The 24,543-nt window shown below is 48.5% G+C and carries 20 protein-coding genes; 18 read left to right on the forward strand and 2 right to left on the reverse strand.

What is annotated here, in order from left to right; translation table 11 throughout:
* From glmS to DWZ61_RS07100, 9 genes are all read left to right on the forward strand, one after another.
* The gene (gene glmS / locus DWZ61_RS07060) at positions 1 to 1,869 is read left to right on the forward strand and encodes a glutamine--fructose-6-phosphate transaminase (isomerizing) (protein ID WP_022312330.1); all 1,869 of its coding nucleotides are present in this window, start codon (positions 1 to 3) and stop codon (positions 1,867 to 1,869) included.
* A gap of 482 nt (positions 1,870 to 2,351) precedes the next feature.
* Complete coding sequence (locus tag DWZ61_RS07065; protein ID WP_147354692.1) at positions 2,352 to 3,296, forward strand: hypothetical protein; 945 nt, start codon at positions 2,352 to 2,354, stop codon at positions 3,294 to 3,296.
* Between the two features lie 42 nt (positions 3,297 to 3,338).
* On the forward strand, positions 3,339 to 6,389 hold the full coding sequence (locus DWZ61_RS07070) for a hypothetical protein (RefSeq protein WP_147354693.1): 3,051 nt from the start codon (positions 3,339 to 3,341) through the stop codon (positions 6,387 to 6,389).
* 18 nt (positions 6,390 to 6,407) lie between these two features.
* Complete coding sequence (locus DWZ61_RS07075; RefSeq protein WP_118537902.1) at positions 6,408 to 7,139, forward strand: hypothetical protein; 732 nt, start codon at positions 6,408 to 6,410, stop codon at positions 7,137 to 7,139.
* 160 nt (positions 7,140 to 7,299) lie between these two features.
* On the forward strand, positions 7,300 to 7,518 hold the full coding sequence (locus tag DWZ61_RS07080; protein ID WP_117466117.1) for a hypothetical protein: 219 nt from the start codon (positions 7,300 to 7,302) through the stop codon (positions 7,516 to 7,518).
* 170 nt (positions 7,519 to 7,688) lie between these two features.
* Positions 7,689 to 8,033, forward strand: a complete 345-nt coding sequence (locus DWZ61_RS07085) for a helix-turn-helix transcriptional regulator (protein ID WP_118537903.1) — start codon at positions 7,689 to 7,691, stop codon at positions 8,031 to 8,033.
* Positions 8,034 to 8,140: 107 nt separating this feature from the next.
* The gene (locus DWZ61_RS07090; protein ID WP_117466119.1) at positions 8,141 to 8,806 is read left to right on the forward strand and encodes a glycosyltransferase family 39 protein; all 666 of its coding nucleotides are present in this window, start codon (positions 8,141 to 8,143) and stop codon (positions 8,804 to 8,806) included.
* Complete coding sequence (locus DWZ61_RS07095) at positions 8,776 to 9,498, forward strand: hypothetical protein (RefSeq protein WP_147354694.1); 723 nt, start codon at positions 8,776 to 8,778, stop codon at positions 9,496 to 9,498. Before DWZ61_RS07090 ends, DWZ61_RS07095 begins: the two co-directional genes overlap by 31 nt.
* Before the next feature lie 126 nt (positions 9,499 to 9,624).
* Complete coding sequence (locus DWZ61_RS07100; RefSeq protein ID WP_117466121.1) at positions 9,625 to 10,947, forward strand: sugar phosphate nucleotidyltransferase; 1,323 nt, start codon at positions 9,625 to 9,627, stop codon at positions 10,945 to 10,947.
* Here the strand turns inward: DWZ61_RS07100 and DWZ61_RS07105 are convergent.
* Positions 10,901 to 12,316 carry an SGNH/GDSL hydrolase family protein gene (locus tag DWZ61_RS07105; RefSeq protein WP_022312321.1) on the reverse strand — a complete coding sequence of 472 codons (1,416 nt, stop codon included), beginning with the start codon at positions 12,314 to 12,316 and terminating at the stop codon, positions 10,901 to 10,903. The two genes, DWZ61_RS07100 and DWZ61_RS07105, sit on opposite strands and share 47 nt — an antisense overlap.
* 159 nt (positions 12,317 to 12,475) lie before the next feature.
* Here DWZ61_RS07105 and pseC point away from each other — a divergent pair, with 159 nt between their 5' ends.
* Positions 12,476 to 13,675 carry a UDP-4-amino-4,6-dideoxy-N-acetyl-beta-L-altrosamine transaminase gene (pseC, locus tag DWZ61_RS07110; protein WP_117466123.1) on the forward strand — a complete coding sequence of 400 codons (1,200 nt, stop codon included), beginning with the start codon at positions 12,476 to 12,478 and terminating at the stop codon, positions 13,673 to 13,675.
* A 42-nt stretch (positions 13,676 to 13,717) separates the two neighbouring features.
* On the forward strand, positions 13,718 to 15,010 hold the full coding sequence (locus DWZ61_RS07115; RefSeq protein WP_118537905.1) for a hypothetical protein: 1,293 nt from the start codon (positions 13,718 to 13,720) through the stop codon (positions 15,008 to 15,010).
* Between the two features lie 252 nt (positions 15,011 to 15,262).
* On the opposite strand, the gene DWZ61_RS07120 is transcribed toward DWZ61_RS07115, so the two are convergent.
* Positions 15,263 to 16,969 carry a hypothetical protein gene (locus DWZ61_RS07120; RefSeq protein WP_118537906.1) on the reverse strand — a complete coding sequence of 569 codons (1,707 nt, stop codon included), beginning with the start codon at positions 16,967 to 16,969 and terminating at the stop codon, positions 15,263 to 15,265.
* Positions 16,970 to 17,197: 228 nt separating this feature from the next.
* On the opposite strand from DWZ61_RS07120, the gene DWZ61_RS07125 reads away from it, so the two are divergent.
* The 7 genes from DWZ61_RS07125 to DWZ61_RS07155 all read left to right on the forward strand — a co-directional run bounded on the left by DWZ61_RS07125 (position 17,198) and on the right by DWZ61_RS07155 (position 24,537).
* Positions 17,198 to 18,139, forward strand: coding sequence for a glycosyltransferase family 2 protein (locus DWZ61_RS07125; protein WP_118537932.1), 942 nt, complete (start codon positions 17,198 to 17,200; stop codon positions 18,137 to 18,139).
* 1 nt (position 18,140) lies between these two features.
* Complete coding sequence (locus tag DWZ61_RS07130) at positions 18,141 to 19,865, forward strand: DUF6020 family protein (protein WP_118537907.1); 1,725 nt, start codon at positions 18,141 to 18,143, stop codon at positions 19,863 to 19,865.
* On the forward strand, positions 19,858 to 20,988 hold the full coding sequence (locus tag DWZ61_RS07135; protein WP_243026370.1) for an FAD-dependent oxidoreductase: 1,131 nt from the start codon (positions 19,858 to 19,860) through the stop codon (positions 20,986 to 20,988). Before DWZ61_RS07130 ends, DWZ61_RS07135 begins: the two co-directional genes overlap by 8 nt.
* A 22-nt stretch (positions 20,989 to 21,010) precedes the next feature.
* Positions 21,011 to 21,970 (forward strand): glycosyltransferase, encoded by a 960-nt coding sequence (locus tag DWZ61_RS07140; RefSeq protein WP_118537909.1) that lies wholly within the window; start codon positions 21,011 to 21,013, stop codon positions 21,968 to 21,970.
* A complete protein-coding gene (locus DWZ61_RS07145; protein ID WP_118537910.1) occupies positions 21,967 to 22,692 on the forward strand; it encodes a glycosyltransferase in 726 nt (241 codons plus the stop codon). The genes DWZ61_RS07140 and DWZ61_RS07145 overlap by 4 nt, the downstream gene beginning before the upstream one ends.
* A 123-nt stretch (positions 22,693 to 22,815) precedes the next feature.
* Positions 22,816 to 23,922, forward strand: a complete 1,107-nt coding sequence (locus DWZ61_RS07150; protein ID WP_118537933.1) for a DegT/DnrJ/EryC1/StrS family aminotransferase — start codon at positions 22,816 to 22,818, stop codon at positions 23,920 to 23,922.
* A gap of 12 nt (positions 23,923 to 23,934) precedes the next feature.
* Entirely contained in the window at positions 23,935 to 24,537 is a 603-nt protein-coding gene (locus tag DWZ61_RS07155) for a GNAT family protein (protein ID WP_022312311.1), read from the forward strand.
* Positions 24,538 to 24,543 lie beyond the last annotated feature (6 nt).

A 24,543-nucleotide genomic window follows, 5' to 3' on the forward strand; every position in this document is an offset into this window, starting at 1 on the left:
ATGTGTGGAATTGTAGGATTTACAGGAAATAGACAGGCAGCACCGATCCTTCTGGACGGACTGTCAAAATTGGAATATAGAGGGTATGACTCTGCAGGACTGGCAGTCCGCGATGGCGATGCCCTGGCACAGGTAGTAAAGGCGAAGGGCCGTCTTTCGAATCTGGTCGAGAAAACGGACAATGGAAATGCGTTGAAAGGAACCTGTGGTATTGGACATACCCGTTGGGCAACCCATGGCGAACCCAGTCAGATCAATGCCCATCCCCATGTCTCCGGCAACTGCAGCAGATCCGGTTCCGGCGCGGTAGAATCGGAAGTCGTTGGCGTACATAATGGTATCATTGAAAATTACACGGAACTGAAAGAAAAACTGCTGAAGCATGGTTATACATTTTACAGCCAGACCGATACAGAGGTAGCGATCAAGCTGGTGGATTATTACTACAAGAAGTATAAACTCGGTCCCATTGATGCCATTGCGAAAACCATGGTGCGCATTCGCGGATCCTATGCGTTGGAGCTGATGTTCCGTGACTATCCCGGTGAGATCTGGGTAGCTCGTAAGGACAGCCCGATGATCATTGGTATTGCGGATGGGGAGACCTATGTGGCATCTGATGTTCCGGCAATTCTGAAATATACCAGAAATGTGTATTATATAGGCAACCTTGAGTTTGCAAAGCTGACTCCGGGAGAAGCTCATTTCTATAACCTGGACGGGGATGAAATCGAGAAGCAGACTACGGAAATCAAATGGGATGCAGAAGCGGCGGAAAAGGCCGGTTTTGAACATTTCATGATGAAAGAGATCCATGAGCAGCCGAAAGCAGTTCAGGATACACTGAATTCTGTGATCAAGGATGGCAGGATTGACTTCGAAGCAGTGGGAATTACCGAAGATGAGATCAAGGGATTTGAACAGATTTATATTGTAGCCTGTGGTTCTGCATGGCATGTAGGCATGGCGGCACAGTATGTTCTGGAAGACATGGCAGATATTTCGGTGCGTGTGGAACTTGCATCAGAATTCAGATACCGGAAAATGTCCCTGAACCCGAAGGCACTGATGATCGTGGTCAGCCAGTCCGGTGAGACAGCGGATACTTTGGCTGCATTAAGACTTGCAAAAGAAAAGGGCATTACCACTATGGCCATTGTCAATGTGGTAGGCAGCAGTATTGCCAGAGAAGCAGACAAAGTATTTTACACACTGGCAGGCCCGGAGATTTCGGTGGCAACCACGAAGGCCTATAGTGCGCAGCTTGCAGCAATGTACTGCCTGGCAGTGCAGTTTGCCAAAGTTCGTGGTAAGATCACAGAAGAGCAGTATGGTTATTATATTGCCGAACTGCTGACGATTCCGGAGAAGATACAGAAAATTCTGGAAGACAAGGAGCGCCTGCAATGGTTTGCCGCAAAGTATGCCAATGCGTCGGATGTATTCTTCGTAGGACGTGGTATAGACTATGCTGTTTGTCTGGAAGGAAGCCTCAAACTGAAGGAAATCAGCTACATTCATTCCGAAGCATATGCGGCCGGGGAACTGAAGCACGGAACCATCAGCCTGATCGAACAGGGAACGCTGGTGATCGGTGTTCTGACTCAGAACGAGTTATACGAGAAGACCATAAGCAATATGCTGGAGTGCAAGAGCCGTGGTGCATACCTTATGGGCATGACTACCTATGGCAATTACGAAATCGAAGATCAGGTGAACTTCGCTGTCTATGTGCCGAAGGTGGACGAGCATTTCATGGCCAGCCTTGCGGTGATACCGCTGCAACTGCTGGGATATTATGTCAGTGTCGCAAAGGGACTGGATGTAGATAAGCCCAGGAATCTGGCGAAGAGTGTTACGGTGGAATAAAAAATTGGGAACGGAAAAGGATCACATCGAGTGTGATCCTTTTGTGGTCACTCCGAAATCTATGTTCGCAATCATTTGTGTTTTCTGATATAATGAGCCTCAAGGAAAAACAAGTGGCTGCAAAGCAGACATTTGTTTGACTGGGCTTATGTTATAATGAGCGCAAGTGAGCCAATATGCTTGCATGAGTGGCGAACGGCGAATTGCAGTACAAAGTATGCTAAGACGATGCTGGATTATGCGGGGTATCAAAAGGGTTTATATGGGAAAGAGATATTGAAGCCTATGAAACAGACAAAGAAAAAATAGAAATATGCAAGGAAAGACTAAATGCTGTTTTAAGAGAATACGATATTGATGGAGTAAGATGGAATATACATAATAGGGATTATCTGAAGGCACAAATGAAGAAATATTCTTATGTGATCGGAAATCCTCCATATATAACAATTACAAACAAAATACAGAAAGAGAAAATCAATATGAATAATAAAAAAATCATGAAAGTAACTTCCACAATCCCTCTGCTGCTTACTCTGGCACTGACTGCCTGTGGAACGCAGAATTCCCAAACATTGACAATGGTAGAAGAAGTGACTCAGACGGATGGTACCCGGGAAACGGACACAAATACGGAAGTGGCGGCAGACACCGAAAGCCCCCTGGCACAGCGGGATGCCCTGGAGTGGGAGCAGCGTCTGGACTACAGTTCTGAGAGACAGGCGCAGCTGGCAGAGATCACGGTGGATCTGACACAGGATACAGATGAAGTACAGAGTAAGGCGCAGGTACTGTTGGAAGCCATGGCTGGAGGTGACGCAGAGACAGCAGTAGACAGTATTCTGACGGAAGACTGGTATACAGTAATGCTGTCAGATCTTCTGATCGAGCAGAGAAACTATACAGGAGCAGCGGACAACGGTGAGTGGAGAATGACGATTCTGGCGGATGAACTGGGACAGCATTGCACAGCAATTGAATATCCGCTTGCGGATGGCAGACAATTCTATGTGCAGGTAACGGATCCGGAAATTCGGTATTATGTATGCGCGGCAGAGCGGACAGGCTCTTTTGTCAGTGAAAGCCTGAATCTGACGGATGGCACTTACGTAGGATACGAGGGAACTTTGTCTTCGAATAACCGTCCGGAGGGAGCATTTACGGTACATATGGGCACCGCAGACCTGAGTAGCGGAGCAGCAGATGCTTTCCGTAACCGTAGCGCTCAGGCAGTCAGCTACGACGGAGATTTTACTGCGGAAGGAAGGCCAGAGACAGCAACCCCGGAATATCTGAGTAAAGAAGGACAGATGGCATATGCTTCCAGGCAGGAAGGGAAAAATATCTATTACCTGACTATGACTGCAGAAGATGGCAATGATGCATTTGCACCGGTCCGGATGGGAATCTGCAATATCTGGGAATAGGCACAGGGATATGTTTTTCAACAGGAGTTATTTATGACACATATGAAAAAAAGTTTATTGAGTATAGCATTATTTGTATGCGGCCTGCTGCTGTGGAAGCCTGTTCAGGCGGAGGCAGCAACACAGGTTGATAATCTGGTACTTATGGTGAATTTCAGCGAGGACGGTGCTAATACCTTCCAGACTAATTTTAGCAGATATCAGGAAATGTACACCGGCCCGGAATCAGAACCGAACCGGTCCTTGAGCAAATATATTTCAACCGTATCGGATGGACAGGTGATGGTAAATACCTATTTCCCACAGGTGGTGAATAATGTATTCCTGCCGGTCACCATTCAAGGGTCGGCATCGGACTATCCGGATGCATCCTCTGGTGAGCAATTTGTCCAGCAGGTGATTACAGCGGCACAAAATACGAGTGGACTGTCTTTCCCGACGAAGCTGGACAGTATGCGTGGTGACGGTTATATCGATAATCTGACGATTATTGTCCAGATAGATGGGAACAATACCAGTGGTGCGTTTAGTTCCCGCAAAGCAGACTGGGGAGATAACCAGACACTGTTGCATGGCTGGCATGTGGGCGCTTATAATGTTCTTCCGACCAATATGCTTCGATTAGGAACTGATTATGATCAGGGATATGCCTTGGCTTCGCATGAATTTCTGCATACGTTGGGAGCACCGGATCTGTATCGTACTGCGGGAGAGGTTGGGCACCCGGTAGGACGCTGGTGGGACCTGATGGCAGGAGCCAACTTTACTGCAAGTTATCCATTGGCGTATATGCGCAGTGAGCTTGGGTGGATGCAGATCGAAACGTTAAAAGAAAGTGGGACATATACCTTGTGGCCGGCGGAAGGAGTATCCGGTAACCGTGCGTATATTCTGAAGACATCCCGCAGCGATTCAGAGTTTTTTGTAGTGGAATACCGGAAAAAGCCGGAAAACGAAAACAGGCAGGACTATGATTACTATATTCCAGAGAGCGGATTGATCGTCTATCGGGTGAACAATGCGGTCGATTATCATACAAATAAAGAAGGAAATAACTATATTTATGTGTTCCGCAAGGACACAACGGATCCGGCTAAGGCACAAGAGGATGCATCTAAGGCTACAGTGGGTGGACAGTATCGCAGTTCACTGGGAAGCAGCGATCTGAATGCTCATTATACATCGGATACTATTTTTTATTCTGATGGCAGCAACAGTGGAATTGTGATTGACAATGTTGTTACTAAGGAAGACGGCAGCGTATCCTTTGATGTAGAGTTTCCGGTACTTTCGGCCGACAGTTACTGGCTGCCGAAGGGGGAGAGCATCAATGGGCTCTCTTCTCCGGCAATTACCGGGGATACGACAGGAAACAGCCTGTATCTGGCTGGCATTGTGAATGAAAATGGAAAAAATCAGTTGAAAATATATTCTTTGGAGGCTTCCGACAGCAGCTGGAAAGTAATGCAGGCTGCAGCAGATGCTGACGGGGGATCCCAGGTGGATATTCTGAGTGTGGCTGGCAAGGTCTATGTGGCTTATACGGATGCTTCGGGTTATCTGTGTGTGCTGCAGGTCTCTGCAGAAAATGTGCAGCAGATATACCGCTCTCAGACAGCAATCTATCCTCCGAGAATGGAATTGCTGTATGAGCAGGACAGCCTGTGGATCAGCTATGCAGCAGTAAATACGTTACAGATGATAAATGTATGGCATCCGGAGAGCTCACTTCCGCCATTGACAGTGTCGGGGATCAGCATCTCCGGAACCAAACATTTCTTTTATGACAATAAGTGGTATGCGGTTTATTGTGACTATTTTGCACAGGGCACAGGCGGTAATGGTTGTATTGCTGTGCTGCAGGATGGATACTGGCAGAAGCTTTATACGATGGACCAACTCGGAAAAGCCAGCTCTGTCGATGCATGTGTAGCAGGTGGCAAATTGTATCTGGCAGCAGCAAACAATAGCAATGCCGCGACAGCAATGCTTACATATGATGGACAGCAATGGAATGAAAATATACTGACGGATATTCAGAGCAAGGATGTTGTAAGACTTGTGGTAAAGGACAGGATACCATATGTCTTCTGGACGTCAGGAAATGAGAAGACACTGCAGGCAGCATATCTGAAGGATGACAGCTGGCAGAAGCTTGCGTCCACTATAGGGACAGATATCAATGGCTTTGACATTTTTTGCGGAGACAATACGTTGTATGCTGTCGGAGCTACAACCAATGGTATTGCTTCTGTGAAGACAATGAAGACGGTGGAAGGAATCCCGGATCCGCCTGTGACCGAGCCTGAAGTGGGAAATGGTAATGTTGTCCTGGCTCTTCCGGCAGGTTATGACAGTAGTGCTAAGATTTATATTGATGGAGTGGAGGCTGCCAGCACAGCATGGCAGAATGACGAAGCCAGGCGGCTGGTGGCAATAAACAGCATTGTCCAGCCGGGAACAACGGCAAAGACCGCAGCCGCATATCAATATAATGCATCCGGTATCCCTACAGACATGTATGTCTGGAGACTTTCCTATAACGGAAGCTGTTATACGGCAACAGCAATTCCGGAGTTTGAGAATCTGTTTTCCTACCATGGATTTTCCGTACGTTATACAGGAAATACCGGTTTACGGTGTACCTTCGGTATTGATACGGCGAAAAAGTCACAATTGATCAGCGGCTCCGGCTTGGCAGGGTATCGTATCACGGAGATGGGAACGCTGATCATGCGCCCTGATCTTCATGCACAATATCCGATGGTCTATGGAAGCAACAAATTGGGAGGCGGAAAAACATACGGTGTAATAAACGGCAAATTCAGTGATAAAGTGATCCGGAGAGTGAATGGGAGAGACCAGTTCGCAAACGTTCTGACAAAACTTCCTCCGGAACGCTATAACACGTCGTACATCTTCCGGGCCTATGCGGTGATGGAAAAGGATGGCAGCAGTGTGGTGATCTATGGACCGGAAATGTCCCGTAGTATGTATACTGTCTGCAAACAGATCCTGAACCGCGGAGATTTTAAACCGGGAACATCCGGATATAAATTTTTGAAAAATATTGTAGACAGCGTTGAAAAGTAAAGATAGGAGCTATTCTGGATGAAAAGTAAAAATAAGAAAAACACAGTGTGGATAGTATTCACATGCATTTTTGCATTGACAACAGTAGTGTTGGCAATGGCATTGTATCGTTCCCACAGTACTCTGGAAGCTGTGCGGGTACAGCTTGCAGAGGGGCAGACCAATACGATAACCGCAGAAACGAATCAGAGCCGGCAACAACTTGCAGGTGCACACAATATGCAGGCGGTTCGTGTTATGAACGGCATACTTCAGCAACAGGATGAAAACGAACAGTGGGTGGATGTGGCACCTGTAGCGGATCTGCAGCAGGCAGATCCGGTATTGGCAGGAAGAAATAAGATGCAGGAACTGATCACACAGAATCGTGAGGCAGTACAGAATGGAACCGCTGGCGCAGAGCAGATTTCACCTTTGATGGCAAAGCAGGGCATATTGGCAGGGGCAACGCTGGCATCTGCGTCCCAGGTACAGAGTGCTGTCAATAAGACAGCTGCTCAGACAGCAAAACCGCAGACAACCGGCAACAATCCTCTGGCGGTAACGACTCCGGCAGCAACCCCTGCGCCAACGCATCAGCCGGTAATCAATGATAATTCAGACGACGATGATGACGATGATGATTCTTCCGATAGCGGAAGCTCAGATAGTGGCAGCTCAGACAGTGGCAGCTCCGGAGATGACACCGGTGGAGACACTGCGGATAGTGGAGACGGTGAGGACATCGGATGGACGGATGAAGTGCTGTAAAAGAGATGGACTGTTAGTGTGTAAACACTCCATTGTTTACTTCCTTTCCGGATACTGAATTTCATGCAGTAAAAGCGGTCTCTTGCATAAAAGTATTATCTTGTGATATGATAAATAACAAGAAGAAATATTTGAACGCAAGGGGAAGAAGGTGAATGGTATGACAAATGCGGAAATCAGGGAATTTAAGAGTTATGTACGGGATACCTTGGTCAGGAAGTATCATTTGAATGAAGTGGAAGCAACTCGTGCCGTTCGTGATTCTTATTTATCCAAGGCACTGGCAATGGACAAGGATTTTGTCGACCATGATACTGTTGAGGAATGGGCGGAATTTATTTATGATGAAATAAATCATGAAAGCCTGCTGATGATGTAAAACAGAAAATATTATAATACTTAAAAGATCTGCCGACAGGCAGGTCTTTTTGCTTCCTTTCTGTGAAACGCATACAGCGTACACCACACAAAAAAATTTTGTAAGAATTCGTCGATTTTTGTCATGTACTTTATAGAGACCTAAATAAATGACAAAGGCGGTAAAACAATATGTACGACACCAAAGAAAAATGCAGGGAACTTGCAGAAAAATTCAAACAGCTCTGTGCCGAAAGAGGCACGACACCTTATAAGATTGCAAGGCATTCGGGACTGTCATCCTCTACGGTAAGCTGTTTTCTGACCGGCAAGACTGTTCCCAGAATCGATACCATGATGATTCTTTGCAATCAGCTGGGAATCTCGATCAAAGATATCTTCGATGAGCGGGAAATGGTGGAAGTACATGCACAGGAGGAAGAATTGATATTGCATACATATCGTAATCTTCCGGAGGATAAGAAGAAAGCGGTTTTGAAATATCTCAAAATGCTGGACCGGTATACGGAAGACTAGGGACAAATGCAACATTCTGTGGTATGATGTGATAGTGACAGGCCATATGCGGCGGAAAAAATGACGCAGGAGGCCTGAAAGAGAACATCGAAAGGTATCGTACGATTATGAATACTATGACACAGGATTCTTCCACCGGTCTTTGGAACAATAAAAACAGAAAAATTTTCTTCTGGAGCATCCTTGCGCTTGCCGTGATCCTGCGTTGCATCCGTTTTGCCACAGTGCCGGACGGTATCAACCAGGACGAGGCCATGGGAGCGGTGGATGCCTGGGCATTATCAAAATACGGAACCGACAGATATGGTACTTTTCTGCCGGTTCATTTTACTGCCTGGAGATACAGTCAGATGAGCGTTCTCCTTGCCTATTGCATGGTCCCCTTTATCAAACTGTTCGGATTCAACACGGTAACGGTGCGGCTGCCGATGGTACTGATCTCCTTCGGCGCGGTGGCATTGGTATATCTTGTGGGCAGGAAATTATTCTCTGAACGGATCGCCCTGGTGGCAATGCTGCTGACCGCTGTGAATCCCTGGCAGTTTATGCAGAGCCGCTGGTCGCTGGATTGCAATCTCTTCCCGCATATTTTCCTGCTGGGATTTTATTTACTGCTTCTTGGATTGGAAAAACGACGCTATTTATACTTGTCCATGGGCTTTTTCGGACTGACATTTTACTGTTACGGTATCGCTGCCTATTCCGTAACTGCATTTCTTTTTGTATTCTTCATATGGTGCCTGTGGAAGCGCCGGCTGAAATTCCGCTTTTGAACTTTTCCTTTGCACAGCTGGGGAAAAATGCCTGGGCTCTGTTCAGCCATGTATTCCTGCAGCTGCCGGATATTTTCTTCAATTCGATTCCGGCTTTTGGCCCGTTGTACCATGTGTCGATCCCATTTGTCTTTGTGGGGATCATTGTATTTACCATACAGCTCTTCCGGGAGAAAAATATTGAAAAACAGACACAGATGCTGGCATTATGGGGCTTCCTGGTCACCAGGATCTGGGTCGGCCTGATCACTTACGAAGTCAACATTAACCGTGTGAATATTATTTTCTATCCGATCATCCTGTTATGTGCCTACGGAATCGGTCTGGCGGTTCGAAAATGGAAAAAGCTGTGGCCGGTGGTCGCAGCTGCCTATGGAATCAGCAGTATTTTGTTCTTCGGGACTTATTTTACTACCTATGCGGAAGAAAGCAGAGAGTACTATAACAAAGATTTCATGGAGGCGGTGGCGGAAGCGGATTCTCTGGAGGAATACGAAAGTCTGTACATCACCGGCAATCTGGGCTGGCAGTTCAACCGGGATGCCACGGAGATCCTGACCCAGTATGTCTGTAAGATAGACGCACAGTATTATCAGGGGAAGAGTAATGTCTCCAACGGAAGAGAGCTTCCGGCTTATGCGGACCGGTATCACTACATCTATCCAGAGCAACAGGCAGCAGAACTGGTGTAGATGGTGGGAGACGGCCTGCTGGTATTGTATCAGGGAGATCTGCAATACATTGATTTTTCCTATGATGTAGTGGATACGGTAGGAGATTATCTGCTGCTTACCGTACAGAATTAAGAGAGGACGCTTATGAATATCATACTTTTATCGGGCGGTTCCGGACAGCGGCTTTGGCCCCTGTCCAACGAGATCCGTTCCAAGCAGTTTATCAAAATATTCCATACGGAAGACGGCGGCCTGGAGTCCATGGTGCAGCGGGTGTACCGGCAGATCCGGGAGGCGGATCCGGAGGCAAAGATCACGATTGCCACATCCAAGGCACAGATCTCTTCCATCCACAACCAGCTGGGAGAAAATGTCGGTATCAGCATGGAGCCCTGCAGAAGAGACACCTTCCCGGCGATTGCACTGGCGGTGGCATATCTGCAGGATGTGCAGGGAGTGACGGGAGAAGAGCCGGTGATCGTATGTCCGGTGGATCCGTACGTGGAAAAGGATTATTTCGAAGCTTTGCGGCGGCTGGAGGAGCGTGCGGCACAGAGTGCGGCCCATCTGGTGCTGATGGGTATGGAACCGACGTATCCCAGCGAAAAATATGGCTATATCATTCCGAAAACAGCGGAAAATATCAGCCCGGTGGAAATGTTTAAGGAGAAACCGGACAAGGAGCAGGCAGCGGAATATATCAGACAGGGAGCGCTGTGGAACGGCGGAGTGTTTGCCTTCCGCCTGAATTACGTGTTGCAGAAAGCTCATGAACTCATAGAGTTTACCGATTATGAAGATTTGCTGGCAAAATATGAAACCCTACAGAAGATCAGTTTCGACTATGCGGTAGTAGAGAAGGAACCTGAGATCGAGGTCATGCGTTTTGCCGGAACCTGGAAGGATCTGGGTACCTGGAACACCCTGACGGAAGCCATGGACAGTGCATGCGTCGGGGAGGCGGTGCTCAATGAGACCTGCCGGAATGTCCATGTGGTGAATGAGCTGGATATGCCGGTGCTGTGTATGGGATTGCAGGATATTGTCGTGGCGGCCAGCCCCGAGGGGATTCTGGTATCGGACAAAGAGCAGTCAAGCTATATCAAACCATATGTGAGCAGTTTTACCCAGCAGGTCATGTTCGCAGAAAAATCCTGGGGTAGCTTCCGGATCATGGATGTGGAAAAGGAAAGTCTGACGATCAAAGTGACATTGAATCCCGGACATAAGATGAATTATCACAGCCATGAATTCCGGGATGAGGTATGGACGGTGATTTACGGAGAAGGCCGGGCAGTGATAGATGGTGAGGAACGCAGAGTAAAGACCGGTGATGTGCTGCGGATGCCGGCGGGATGCCGGCATATGCTTCTGGCAGACACGGAGCTCCAGGTGATCGAAGTACAGCTGGGAAAAGATATCAGTGTACAGGATAAGAAAAAATATCCTCCTCTAAAGCCTTTATAATTGCTGTGCCAAACAGGAAACGTCCCTCTTCGTTGGGATGAACGGCATCCACCAGATAGCAGGCAGCATTTTGGGGATTCCATTGCAGTGCCTCGTTGGTATTGAGAAAGAAAACGTTCATGGCCGCCGCGGTTTCTTCGGCACCGGTCACATAATCGTTCAGAATTTCATCCAGATCATTGTTGAAAGCGGTACCGTTGTCGAACGCTGTAATGAAATTCGAGGAAGCGATCAGAATTTCAGCATCCGGGTAAGCATCCTGCAGAGATTGCACCCCTGCTTGCAGACCGTCACGGTATTGCTCCACAGTATATCCCGTAAAATAGTCATTCAATCCGTAATTGATTACGAAACAAAGTTTTTTCTCCCCGGAGATTTCGGCAGTATCTTCCGATAAAAAGCGCTGTACGGCACTGGGGAAGGATTTGTCATCGGGGGTCAATTGTGTGGCGGAGGAACCTCCGATGGCACGGTTGTGAACGGAGGCTTTCGTCAGGGCACCGATAACGCCGGGGATGGAGGCAAAATCCTGATAGTTTCCGAATACGCTGTCACCGAAAAAGACGATGTTATAATCGGACAGATCGGAGTAGGAAGCAGGGGCATTAATGGCTGCCTGCACCAGGGTATCAAACTGTGTCAGACTGGAGTTATCAGCATCTATACCATGGTATTGCAAGGTGCCGCTCAATACCAGCAGCATGACGGAGCGGGCAGCGACAGCATTTAATTCCAGAGGAGTGTCATAGGCATCAGGATTGGAGATCAGCCATTCTTCTCCGCCGGGGAAGAACAGAGAGACATTTTCCCGGACAGACAGGGGAGCTGCCAGAACCTGCACCAGATTTTCGTAGGTTTCGGTGTCACTGCTGTGGGCCTGCCAGTATTTCAGAGAAGGACAGGAGAATACTATGGTAAATTCAACACCGGAATAAGAATCGACATATGCCAAAAGATCCTCATCGAAAGAGGCATAAAATCGACTGTTATTATGGAAATTGCTGTTCCACAGCAGTAAGGGGTCCAAAATGAGCAATACGTGAGTGACCTCATTTCCGGAGGAAAAAGCAGTTTCCAGATAATCGGAGATATCGGAAAAGGAAGTCAGGCGATGGGAACAGCTGACAGCATCGTAACCCATATAGGTAGAGTAAATGTCTTCCGGGAAAGCTTCCGGCGCATACATGGAGCAGAAGACCCCCTGATAGGATTCCTGCTGCAGGCGCCCAAGATCGGCGGAACGTTTTCCGGGTTCATATATTTTCACATAGAGAATTCCGGCGGCTGTTACGGCAAGCAGCAGAACTACAATAACGATACCGGAAAAGAGTTTCCATGATTTTATTCTCTTTTTCGTATTTGAACTCATAAGGCGAAGAGATCCTTTCTGTGAACAGTAAGTATGGATTTATAACGGTTTTATTATACCGCAGCAAAGCGATGGATGCCAACACCATTGTTGTTTTTCTTTCTTCAATATGATAAGATGAGTCAGTAAATAGGCAAAAAGTGACCAAAGGAGGCCCCTATGGAAGAATTAGCTATTTTTGGAGGAAAACCTGTACGAGAGAATAAAATTTTCTACGGACGGCAATATATTGACCAGGCAGATGTAGATGCAGTGGCAGCAGTAATGACCAGCGACTACATTACCTGTGGACCTAAGGTAAAGGAACTGGAAGAACATTTGTGTGAATTGACACATGCCAAATATGCAGTAGTAGTATGCAACGGAACGGCAGCCCTGCATCTGGCGGCTCTGGCAGCGGGTTTTGGCGAAGGGGATGAGGTTATCGTAAGCTCCATTACATTTGCAGCTTCTTCCAACTGTGTATTATATGCCGGTGCAAAGCCGGTCTTTGCGGATATTAACCCGGAGACTTATAATATTGATCCGGCATCCATTCGGAAGCTGATCACCCCCAGAACCAAGGCAATTGTCGCAGTGGATTTCACCGGACAGGCTGTGGAACTGGATGAGATCAGGAAAATCTGCAAAGAGCATAACCTGCTCCTGATCGAGGATGCGGCGCATGCCATTGGGACAACCTATAAGGGACAGCCGGTGGGAAGCCTGGCAGATATGACCTGCTTCAGTTTCCATCCGGTGAAGACAGTAACCGGTGGAGAAGGCGGAGCAATTACAACGAATGATGAGAAACTATATCGCCATCTGATGAGATTGAGAACTCATGGTATTACGAGAAATCCGGAGGAAATGGTACATCCTACAGATGCTCTGTGGTACAACGAGCAGGTGGAACTGGGCTTTAACTATCGTATGACGGATTTTCAGGCAGCATTGTTACTTAGCCAGTTAAAGAAGCTTCCTGCTTTTGAGAAACGTAGAAAGGAAATCCGCAAACGCTACAACGAAGCCTTCGCAGACATGCCGGAACTGATCCTGCAGAAGGAGATCCCGGAGTCTGACACGACCTGGCATCTGTATGTACTGCATCTGAATCTGGAGAATCTGAACTGCGACAGACGGCAGTTCTTTGACGCGCTGTATGCAGAGAATACCTGCCCACAGGTACATTATCTGCCGGTATACTGGCACTCTTATTATGAAAAACTGGGTTATGAAAAAGGGCTGTGCCCGAATGCGGAGAAATACTACAACGAAGTCATGAGTATTCCTCTGTACTACGGATTGACCGACGAAGACGTGGAAGATGTGATCCATGCGGTGAAAAAAGTGGTAGCATATTACACGAAGCTGAAATAGGATCCGACTGTGAAACCTGGACGGATAGCGGGAAAAGGCGGCATGAGACAGAAAACAGCAGAAAACAGTACGGGAAAAAGAAATAATGTCGAAAATTTCATAGAGATCGTTGTGTTTGCCGTACTGGTGGGGATTGCTTCGGCGGTTACTCTCTGGCTGTTTTACCGGCAGTGCGTGGAAAGTATGTTGGGGACGGGACTGTATCATTCCGATATGAAGGCATACATTCTGGAAATGCAGGGACTGGACAGCGGTTACAGCTTTCCCTATCCGATCCTCTTCAAGCTGGCGGCAGTGATCCATCTGGTCACAGGCAGTCTGCCCACCGGAACGGAACTGGCCATGGCGCTGGCAGCGATGTTGCTGAACAGCGCAGCGATGATCGCCCTGAAAATAATGCTGGACAGGCACGTGGGGGCGGAGTTGAGTAAAGCCATGCCCGGGAAAGCCTGGCTTCCCGGCGTACTCACAGGAACGGTAGCGGTATCCCTGTTTTTCGTATCCATGGTATATCCGCCAACGGGAATCTATCTGCCGGGGATCAAGTACAAGTATCTGGGAGTATTTACGGCAAATCCTTTCCATAACGCTACTTATATGGCGGCACGACCCTTTGCAATCCTGGCATTTTTCAAGTATGCAGAGCTGATGCCTCTGTATGAACAGGACAATGCCCACAAGGAGTATGGAAGAGATTATATCCTCTTTTCTGTTTATCTGTTACTGGCAACGATGGCGAAGCCGAGCTTTACGATCGTACTGGTGGGGGCCGCGGGAATTCTGATGCTGTGGAGAATGTTCCACAGCAAATTCCGGAACTTCATGCCCACCATTTGGCTGGGAGTATGCTTCCTTCCTACTTTTGCGGATCTGTTGTACCAGTTCCGCGGTGTGTTCGTCCCGCAGGAGGGACAGGAAGGCGGCATCGGTTTTACGCTGGGACATGTGTGGCTGCAGTATTGCAGTAATCTTCCGCTGGCTATCGGTCTGGCTGTCGGTTTCCCGATCCTGGTGCTTCTGTTGAACTATAAGGAGTTGTGCAGAGACAGCATTTACCGCTTCTCCTGGCAGATTTACGGTATGAGTTTTCTGATGGCGTTTTGCCTGTACGAGAAGGGATTCCGGGAGATGGATTTTAACTTTTCCTGGGGATATATGTACGGTATCTTTTTTGCATTTGTGGGAGCACTGTTGGTATTGCTGCGGGCTACCGGAAAGGCGGATACGAAGAAGAAAAAGGGACTGGCTGCGATACAATGGCTGGCCTATCTGTGGCATCTGGTGTGTGGATTGTATTATTTCTGGGGATTTTTACAGGGGGCCATGTATTATTAGAAAATACTGTTTCCGTAGGATTTTCGTAAATAAGCCGTTTATAAGCATTCTCGTACAAAAAGTATGGTAAGATAGGATTTTTTGTACGAAATTTGTTCAAAATATTTTATTAACGAAAATAATAATTTTTTTAGGCTTGAAAAAACATATTTTTGTATTTTATTTGTGAATTTTGAGGTTTAAAATACAAACGAGAACTCCCGTGAACCGAATGGAATGTTATTTTATTCGATTCACGGGAGTTTTTTGCTTTTATGAATTTGAGTGACGTGTCAGCGTTCTGTTGCTGCGCCATGCTGCCAGACGCACCAGTCCATCATGGATCCCGGCGGCACAGTAAGGCATCAGCAGCAGGCTGTACACGAAAATATAGCGGGAATTGGCTTCCCAGATCGTGTGGAACAGGAAACCGCCCAGCACGGCGATCAGTCCCGTATAGGTGTAGAGGCAGTTGTTGCGGAAACGGAAATCGTCGTTGGCTGTGGCATTCGCGGAGCCATTGCCGGGACGGCGCTTTCTGACTGTAGCAATACAGAACAACAGCATGCCCAGATACAACACATTCTGCCAGGCATTGCCCCATTCGATATAAGCAGAGGCAAGAGAACCTTCATAGACTTCCTTCAAAAAGTCGCTTCGCCCACCGTAGGTGGCCAGAGTGGCCTGCCGGCTGGCATAAGTACCGTCTGCCCATTGAGACAGATGCTTGTGGAGATAGAAGTTCACGGCATAGCCGGGATGCTCCCGGAAATAGGCTATACGCTCGTTGATCGCCGCCCGGCTGATTGCATTGGCTGCGTCGGAATTCATCCCGGCAGCATCATAGGTATCGATATTGAAGCCGTTGTACCAGCCGCATCCCCGGGAAGATTCCTGCATCCCCATGGAAAAATAGGACATGGCGGTGACACCGGAACTTAAGGTATTGCCGGCTTTTTTCTCGTAGCACTTCTGCACCAGCGGTAGGACTCCCACGGAGGTAATGATAAGACAGACTGTCATAGCCATCAGGCCGATGCACGCCCTGCCGCTGCGTCCCGGACGCAGCGCTTCGAAGAACAGCACCAGCAGCACAGCAATAATGAGGATCAGGGAGTTCTTGCGCAGCATCACACTTAAAGTAAGGAACAGGATACTGCCAAGGGCGGTAAAGACCGTAACTGCGGATAATGCGTGGGAAGTACCCACGACGCGGGTGTCGTCCGGGGAAGTGGTCTCCACGGAATGTGCCGGAATACAGTCTGCCAACAGCTTTAACAGAAGAAATAGTCCCACAGAAAGCATTGCGAAGGAAGGGATCTCGCCATAGACGAAGGAACTGTACAGGATCATAGGCAGGTTACAGCATACCAGAATCAGATAACAGCAGGAGACCGGTTCCCAATCATCCGGCCACAGATAGCGCAGGGAACGGTACTGGAACAGAACGGCCACGCACAGCAGGCAGACATAGACCAGCTTGACAAAATGCCAGGCGGGAGCGCTCAGCCCGGGGAGATTCCACAGGCGGAGCAACAGCTCCAGAAAGGCCATCAGGCCGATCTGCTGTGGATAATAGGACAGATAAGAGACAGTGGGGTGGATAATATCTTTATTTCCAAGGATCCATTCAGCGGCAGCATTATATACAGATAAGGCGTCCGCAGCAGGAACTGTGCGGCCGAAGACGATGAGCATCCCACCCAGAAGCAGGATCAGCCCCAGAGTAAAAACAAGCAGCCCGCGGCGGAATTTCACACCGGCCTTGCCGGACAGAGACAGACAACAGGCAAATAAAAGCCCGTATCCGGCAAGCTCCAGCAGATTCCACAAGGGATTGTCAAAGCGCAGAAGCACCTGCTGGGTCTCCATGTTTTCGGCATAACAGGTAGTGAGAAAGCTGCCAATAAACAGAAAAACTGCCAGCAGCAGTGTCAGGAGCTTTACGATATTTACAGACAGACGATAAAACTTTTGCATGGGAAAAGTCCTTTCTTGCCAGCAAGCACCGGCGAGAGACAGGAAGTCTTCCGGAACTTTTGAGCGCTGCATTTTCACGCTTGATTATAGCATAAAAAAACAGTGGCTGTAAATCAATAAGCGTGGTACAATAGTTTTATATATGCAAAAGGAAAGCCTGATTTATCAGGCGGTTTTGCAAATTTATGTGATGCTCTGAATGATAAAATGAAATACGAGGAATGGAAAATGGATAAAATTGCGGTATTGATTCCCTGCTATAACGAGGAAAAGACCATCGCCAAGGTGGTGTCGGATGTGAAAAAGTTCCTGCCCCAGGCAGTGGCCTATGTATATGATAACAATTCCACCGACCGCACTGTGGAGTTGGCTACGGAGGCAGGAGCAATCGTACGCTATGAATATGCACAGGGAAAGGGAAATGTAATACGCCGGATGTTCCGTGAGATCGATGCGGAATGTTACCTGATGATCGACGGAGATGACACATATCCGCTGGATTGCGCACAGGAGATGGTAGACAGGGTATTGCAGCACCAGGCGGATATGGTGGTGGGAGACCGGCTTTCCTCTACTTATTTTACGGAGAACAAGCGCCCGTTCCACAATTTCGGCAACAGTCTGATGCGGGCGGGGATCAACAGCCTGTTTCATGCCAACATTAAGGATATCATGACTGGCTATCGCGCTTTCAGCTATGAATTTGTAAAGACGTTCCCGGTATTTTCCAAGGGATTCGAGATCGAGACAGAGATGACGATCCACGCGGTGAACTACAACATGCAGGTGGAAAACGTAGTGGTGGAATACCGCGATCGTCCCCAGGGCAGTGAGTCCAAGCTGAATACCTACAGCGATGGCTTCCGTGTGATCCGTAAAATGATGCAGCTGTACAAAAATTACAAGCCGCTGCACTTTTTCGGTATGCTGGCCCTGTTATTGATCGCTGTTTCCGCGATCCTGTTCGTACCGGTCTTCCTGGAATATCTGAATACCGGTCTGGTACCCAGATTCCCGACACTGATCGCCTGTGGCTTTATCCTGCTGGCGGGGATCCAGTCGTTTTTTGCCGGTATGATGCTGGAAGTCATGGCGGCCAAGGACCGGAAAGATTTTGAATATCGCCTGAATCGCGTCCATGGGGAGCATCAGGTGCGTAAAGGGTTGTAATATGCAGGAAAAGAAAATTCTTCCCAGACGCAAAGGCGTTGTATTGCTGAGTGTTCTGGGATGTCTGTTTGTATTTTTTGCAAAAACAGAAAAAGACCTGGCATCTGCGGGAAACATCCTGTGGACGGCAGGCTACATCGGAAGTACTTTGCTGTGGACGGTAGTGCTGGGGTGCCTTCTGGGATTTCTTGGAACCTGGGTGGTGCATCGACTTTGGAACCGGGCACAGACCGCCGAAGACACCGGGAAAAAGCAGGCTGCATGGTATGCCCGCCTTTCCGCCTGGCTGCAGCGCCGCTCCGGTGTGCAGATATTTTTCGGAAGTCTGTTGTTTCTGCTGTTGGCCTGGCTGCCGGTATATCTGGCATATTATCCCGGAATCTGTGCCTATGATGCACCGGTGCAGACGGGACAGATCATGGAACATTATTATTTCGATCATCACCCCATTGTGCACACTCTGTTTCTGCAGGGGATGCTGTGGCTGGGAAGTCATATCTTCGGCAGTGTGAATGCCGGAATGGCATTCTATACGGCAGTACAGATGCTGTTACTTTCGGGAAGCATGGCTTATGGAATGCTGGTACTGCATCACCGGAAAACTGCCGCAGGGTGGCAGCTGGCCATTCAGTTACTGGGGATGTTTTTCCCGTTTCACTGGTATATGAGTGTCAGCATGACCAAGGACACGGTATTCAGTGCATTTTTGCTGTTGCAGCTGGTCAGTCTCGCAGATCTGCTGTGGGAAGACCGCAATGCCTGGCGGCCCGGGATCCGGGATCTGCTGTTTGCCCTGGGAACCGTGGGGATGATCTTATTCCGTAACAACGGAAAATATGCAATGATCGTATTGTTGACTTTTACATTCCTGACCTTTTGTTTCGGAAAAAAAGCGAGGAAGCTCTGGGGGAGACTGCTGGTGGTATGCGGAGCAGCTTTCTGCGTAGGGCTTTTTGTGCTGTCTGCGGTATTTTCCGTCACGCATGCGGAACAGGGAGACCGCCGGGAGATGCTGAGCATGCCGATCCAGCAGTTATCCCGCTGTATGATCTATCACGGGGGAGTCAGCGTCCTTGCGGAGGATGACAATACCATGGATGCGGCGGACAAAGCACTGATCAATGATTTTATTCTGGATGAGGCGTATCGGGATTATGATCCCGGAATTGCGGATCCTGTCAAAAGACATACCAACACTTATGTGGCACGCTACCGTTCCGGTGAATTTATCCGGGTATATCTGCACCTGCTGACGCAGTATCCGGGAGATATGATCAATGCGGCACTGGCTACCAATGCCGGGTTCCTGTCTCCGTTTGATACGACCCATGCGGATGTGAACCGTGTGGAGGGCAGAGCAGGATTAAGCTATGTGCAGACCAGATGGGAAGAAGACACGCTGAATGACAGAGGGATCTACAAGGACAGCAAATGGCCGTGGCTCTTTGAACAGCTGGAGAGCTGGGCGGAGAACAACAGTTATCTGCGGACTCCGGTATTGAAATATCTCTTCGTGCCGGGAAGCTATCTGTGGCTGTATCTGGCCCTGGCAGCAGTGCTGGTGATCGTAGACAGGAAGCGGTTCTGTCTGCCCCTTGCCATTGTGGCAGGCTATTACGGGACCATGTTGTTCGGGCCCACCGTACAGATGCGATATGTATATCCGGTGATGCTGGCGCTGCCTTATGTACTGGCGCTTGTCACCGGCAGGAGGAAAAATGGATAAACTGATCATCGGTGCGGGACTGTATGGCTTGTACGCGGCCCTGTACTGTGGAAAAAGAGGACAACAGGTAGAGGTACTGGAGATCGAACAGGCTCCTTTTACCAGAGCCACATATATCAATCAGGCCAGAGTTCACATGGGCTACCATTATCCCAGATCTCTGTCCACCGCTATGAAATCAGCGGGGTATTTCAAGCGTTTTGTGGAGGACTATTCCTTCTGTATTCATACGAAGTTTGAGCAGATTTACGCGACTTCCAGCCATTTTTCCTGGACAGACGCAACCGAGTTCCGCAAATTCTGTCAGGATGCGGGGATCCCCTGCAAACCTCTTCCGGTGGAAGAGTATTTTCAGCCTGGCTTGTGTGATGGAGCGTTCCTGACGGAGGAATATACGTACGATGCCCATATTTTGCGGGATTACCTCATGAAGGAGATTGCAAAATATCCCGGCATAAAGCTGCATTTCGGACGGAAGATCACGGAGATCGAAAAGCAGACGGACTGTTATGAGGTGACGGCACTTCACGAAGGAAAACAGGAGGTCTACCGGGCTCCCTTTGTCCTGAATGCCACCTATGCTTCTGTGAATCAGATCCTGAGGAAAGTAAAGGGCGCAGAGACTCAGGATTTCGGACTGAAATATGAACTGTGCGAGATCATTCTCTGCAAAGCCAGCGATAAGATCCGGAATATCGGTTTTACGGTAATGGATGGCCCCTTTTTCTCCATTATGCCGTTTGGAAAGACCGGTTATCATTCCCTGACTTCGGTAACCTTTACTCCTCATAAGACCAGCTATGATGCGACACCACAGTTTCCCTGTGTGGGAGAGAATGGCAACTGCTGTCAGGGAGGTTTTCTGGGGAACTGTAACGATTGCCCCGGCAGACCGGAGAGCGCCTGGGAGTATATGTCCACACTGGCACGGAAATATATGCGGGAAGAGTATGCGTTCAGCTATGAGAAATCTTTGTTTTCCATGAAGCCCATTCTGAAGGCTTCGGAGATCGACGATTCGAGACCCACAGTAATCCGGGCTCTTTCCGAAGATCCTGTTTTTATCAGTGTATTATCGGGCAAGATCAATACCGTATATGATCTGGATCCGTTTTTAGATTAATCGCGAAGAAAAAGGAAACATTATGGAGAAAGAAGCAATACAGAATAAAGAGAAAAATTTCGTATCCTGCGTGCTGTATCTGCACAACGATGGAAAAAATATCAGAGAGTTCCTGAAGACTGTCTGCGGGACCATGGAACAGAATTTTGAAAAATATGAGATCGTCTGTGTGAATGACTGCTGCATGGATGATACCATTGAGGAGATCCACCGGTATCTGGAAGAAAGCAATACCCGCCATGTGGTGAGCCTGATCAATCTGAGCTTTTATCAGGGGGTGGAAATGGCCATGAATGCCGGAAGAGATCTGGCTGTTGGAGATTTTCTCTTTGAATTCGACCGTTGTCTGTTGGATTTTGAACCGTCCCTGATCATGGATATCTATCATAAGGCATTGGAAGGCTATGACGTGGTGGCTGCGGCACCGAAGCGGGATGTAGCATTTACCTCCAGACTTTTCTATGCGGTGTACAATTTGGGAAGCCGTAATACCCATAAGCTGCGTCAGGAACGTTTCCGCATTATTTCCAGACGGGCAGTGAACCGTGTGAATCAGATGAATGCGTATATTCCTTACCGCAAGGCCATGTATATGAACTGCGGACTGCGGGCGGAGACCATAGTCTATGACAATAAAGAGATGGCAAAGGGAACCAGGAACCGGGAAGAGCGGAATACCCGCAGCAGTCTGGCTCTGGATACGCTGATCATTTTCACGGATGTACTGGAGAAATTTTCCATGCTGATCAGTAGTATTCTGTTTGCAGTCATGGTGATCATGTTCGGGTGGATCGTTTATTCCATCTTCAGCACGGTACGCCCGGTGGAAGGCTGGATGAGCCTGATGACTCTGATTTCTTTTGGATTTTTCATGATGTCGGTGATGCTGACATTGATCTTCAAATACCTGTCCGTCATTCTGAATATGAGCTTTAAGAGACAGCGTTATGTAATAGAAGGAGTGGAAAAACTGACAAAATGATGTTTACGATAATTTTTCCGGTATTAAATGAGCGTCTGCGGCTGGAAAGCGGTGTGACACGGACGGTGGAGTATCTGCGCAAGATCGCATTTGAAAATTATGAGATCATTATTGTGGATAACGGTTCCGAGGACGAGACCCCGCAGATCGCGGAGATGCTCTGTCAGAAATATGAAACAGTAAGATATGAGAGAATCAATGTCCGCGGTGTCGGTGCGGCTTTCCGCAGAGGTGTGGAATTGAGCCACGGTGACGTGGTGGGATATATGGACATTGACCTGTCTACCAATATCAAACATCTGGGAGAGGCAATCCATCTTTTTGAAACACAGCCTCAGATCGAATACATTAACGGCAGCCGTTTCGCCAGAGAATCCGATACAAAGGGAAGAAAATGGTATCGCAGGATCACGTCCCAGGGACTGTTGATTCTGTTGAAACTGTTCCTGCGGATGAAGTCCACGGATGCCATCTGCGGCTTTACCTTTGTACGCAGACAGACTGCTCTTTCCCTGATTGAGGGCTGCAGTCAGGATAACGGCTGGTTCTATATGATCGAATTCCTGTTACGGGCGGAGAAGCGGGGCGTGAAGATCCTGGATTACCCGGTGGAGTGGCAGGAAGATTACAATACTACCGTTAAGGTATTTAAGACGATCTGTAATTATCTGGTACAGATTGCAAGATTGTTTAACGAGTTTTATATTAAGAAGCATATATAAGATGCCAGGGGAAAAAGGTCTAAGCCCACATGAACTCGCTCATAAGTGCGTAGCACGGAACAATCCGTAGGCATCAAGGTTGAGGGCTTTTGCCCCGGAAACGGAAGAAAGAAGGATAATACCATGGCACATATTAAAAGAATCGATCTGACAAGAGATGTGGAGGCGCATGCGGAAGCCTACCGGAAAGCCATTGAGAACGTATGTAAAGAGACCGCTTTTTCCGGCGGAAAATATGCAGATGCCTTTGACAAAGAGTTTGCCGCCTATGTGGGAAGCAAATTTGCCAGTGGTGTCAACAACGGTACCTCCGCTTTGCATCTGGCAATGCTGGCATTGGGCGTAGGCCCCGGGGATGAAGTGATCGTTCCGGCCAATACTTATATAGCAACTGCATGGGGGGTAAGCTATACAGGAGCCACACCGGTGTTCGCAGACTGTACGCCGGATACCTGGGAGATCGATCCTTCCGTACTGGAGGCTAAGATCACGGAAAAGACGAAAGGCATTATCGGTGTTCACCTCTACGGTCAGCCTTTTGACTATGCGGGAGTCCGCAAGATCGCAGACCGTCACGGATTGTTTGTGGTGGAGGATTGTGCCCAGGCTCACGGAGCAAAGTTTGAGGACAGAAATGTGGGAACGCTGGGAGACCTGGCCTGCTTCAGCTTCTACCCGGGCAAGAACCTCTACGCCTTTGGTGAGGGCGGCAGTGTTACCTGTCAGGAAGAAAAATATTATAAGCATATCGACCGTCTGAAGAATCAAGGCTGTGACGTGCGGTATTATCATGATGAGATCGGTTACAACTACCGGCTGGAAGGTCTGCAGGGGGCAGTGTTGAGTGTCAGCCTGAAATATCTGCCGGAGTGGACGAAGAGACGGCAGAAGATCGGACATCGTTATCTGAAGGAGATCACAAATCCGTTGATCACCATGCAGAGACATCCGGAGAACACCACTCCGGTTTTCCATCTGTTTGTCATCACGGTGCCGGATCATGAGGACTTTATCCGGTATATGGCAGCAAATGATGTGGAATGTAACATGCATTATCCGGTACCCTGCCATTTACAGAAGGCTTATGCCAATCTGGGCTATCAGCCGGGAGACTGTCCCAATGCGGAATATCTGGCCGCACACTGCGTGACCCTGCCGCTGTTCCCGGAGATGCGGGAGGATGAGATCGCCAGAGTGATCGATCTGTGCAATGCCTACAGACAGGCATAAGGAGTGAATATTATGCAGGATACCATGCGGACAGAAATAAAAAAGCGGATAGCGCCGGAACGGATTCCCGGAGTTTACCGGGATACCGGAGCAGGAATCTATTTACGGCTGATGACCCGTGAGGATACCGACCGGATCGTGGCATGGCGCAACAGTGATGCCGTGCGGAAAAATTTTATCTATCAGGCTCTTTTTACCAGAGAGTCCCATGAGAACTGGATCCGGACCCATGTGGAGACCGGCGATGTGGTGCAGATGATCATCTGTGATCTGGCAAACGACAAGCCACTGGGATCCGTCTATATCCGGGATATTGACAGACATCATAACAAGGCGGAATACGGTATTTTCATCGGAGAGGCCGATGCCAGAGGCAGAGGTGCCGGTACGGCAGCGGCAAAGCTGATGCTCCGGTACTGCTTCGAGGAAGAACAGCTGCACAGAGTGTATTTGCGGGCTCTGTCGGAGAACGGGCAGGCGATCCGCAGCTATGAAAAAGCGGGATTTCGCAGAGAGGGCCTGTTGCGGGACGATGTGTGTATTGAAGGCGACTACCGGGATATCGTCTGGATGGCAGCAGTGAATTCCGGAAATGATCAGGAAAACGAGGAATAGAACACA

Origin of the sequence: Clostridium sp. AF34-10BH, assembly GCF_003478095.1 — a bacterium.
Taxonomy (GTDB): Bacteria; Bacillota; Clostridia; order Lachnospirales; family Lachnospiraceae; genus Acetatifactor; species Acetatifactor acetigignens.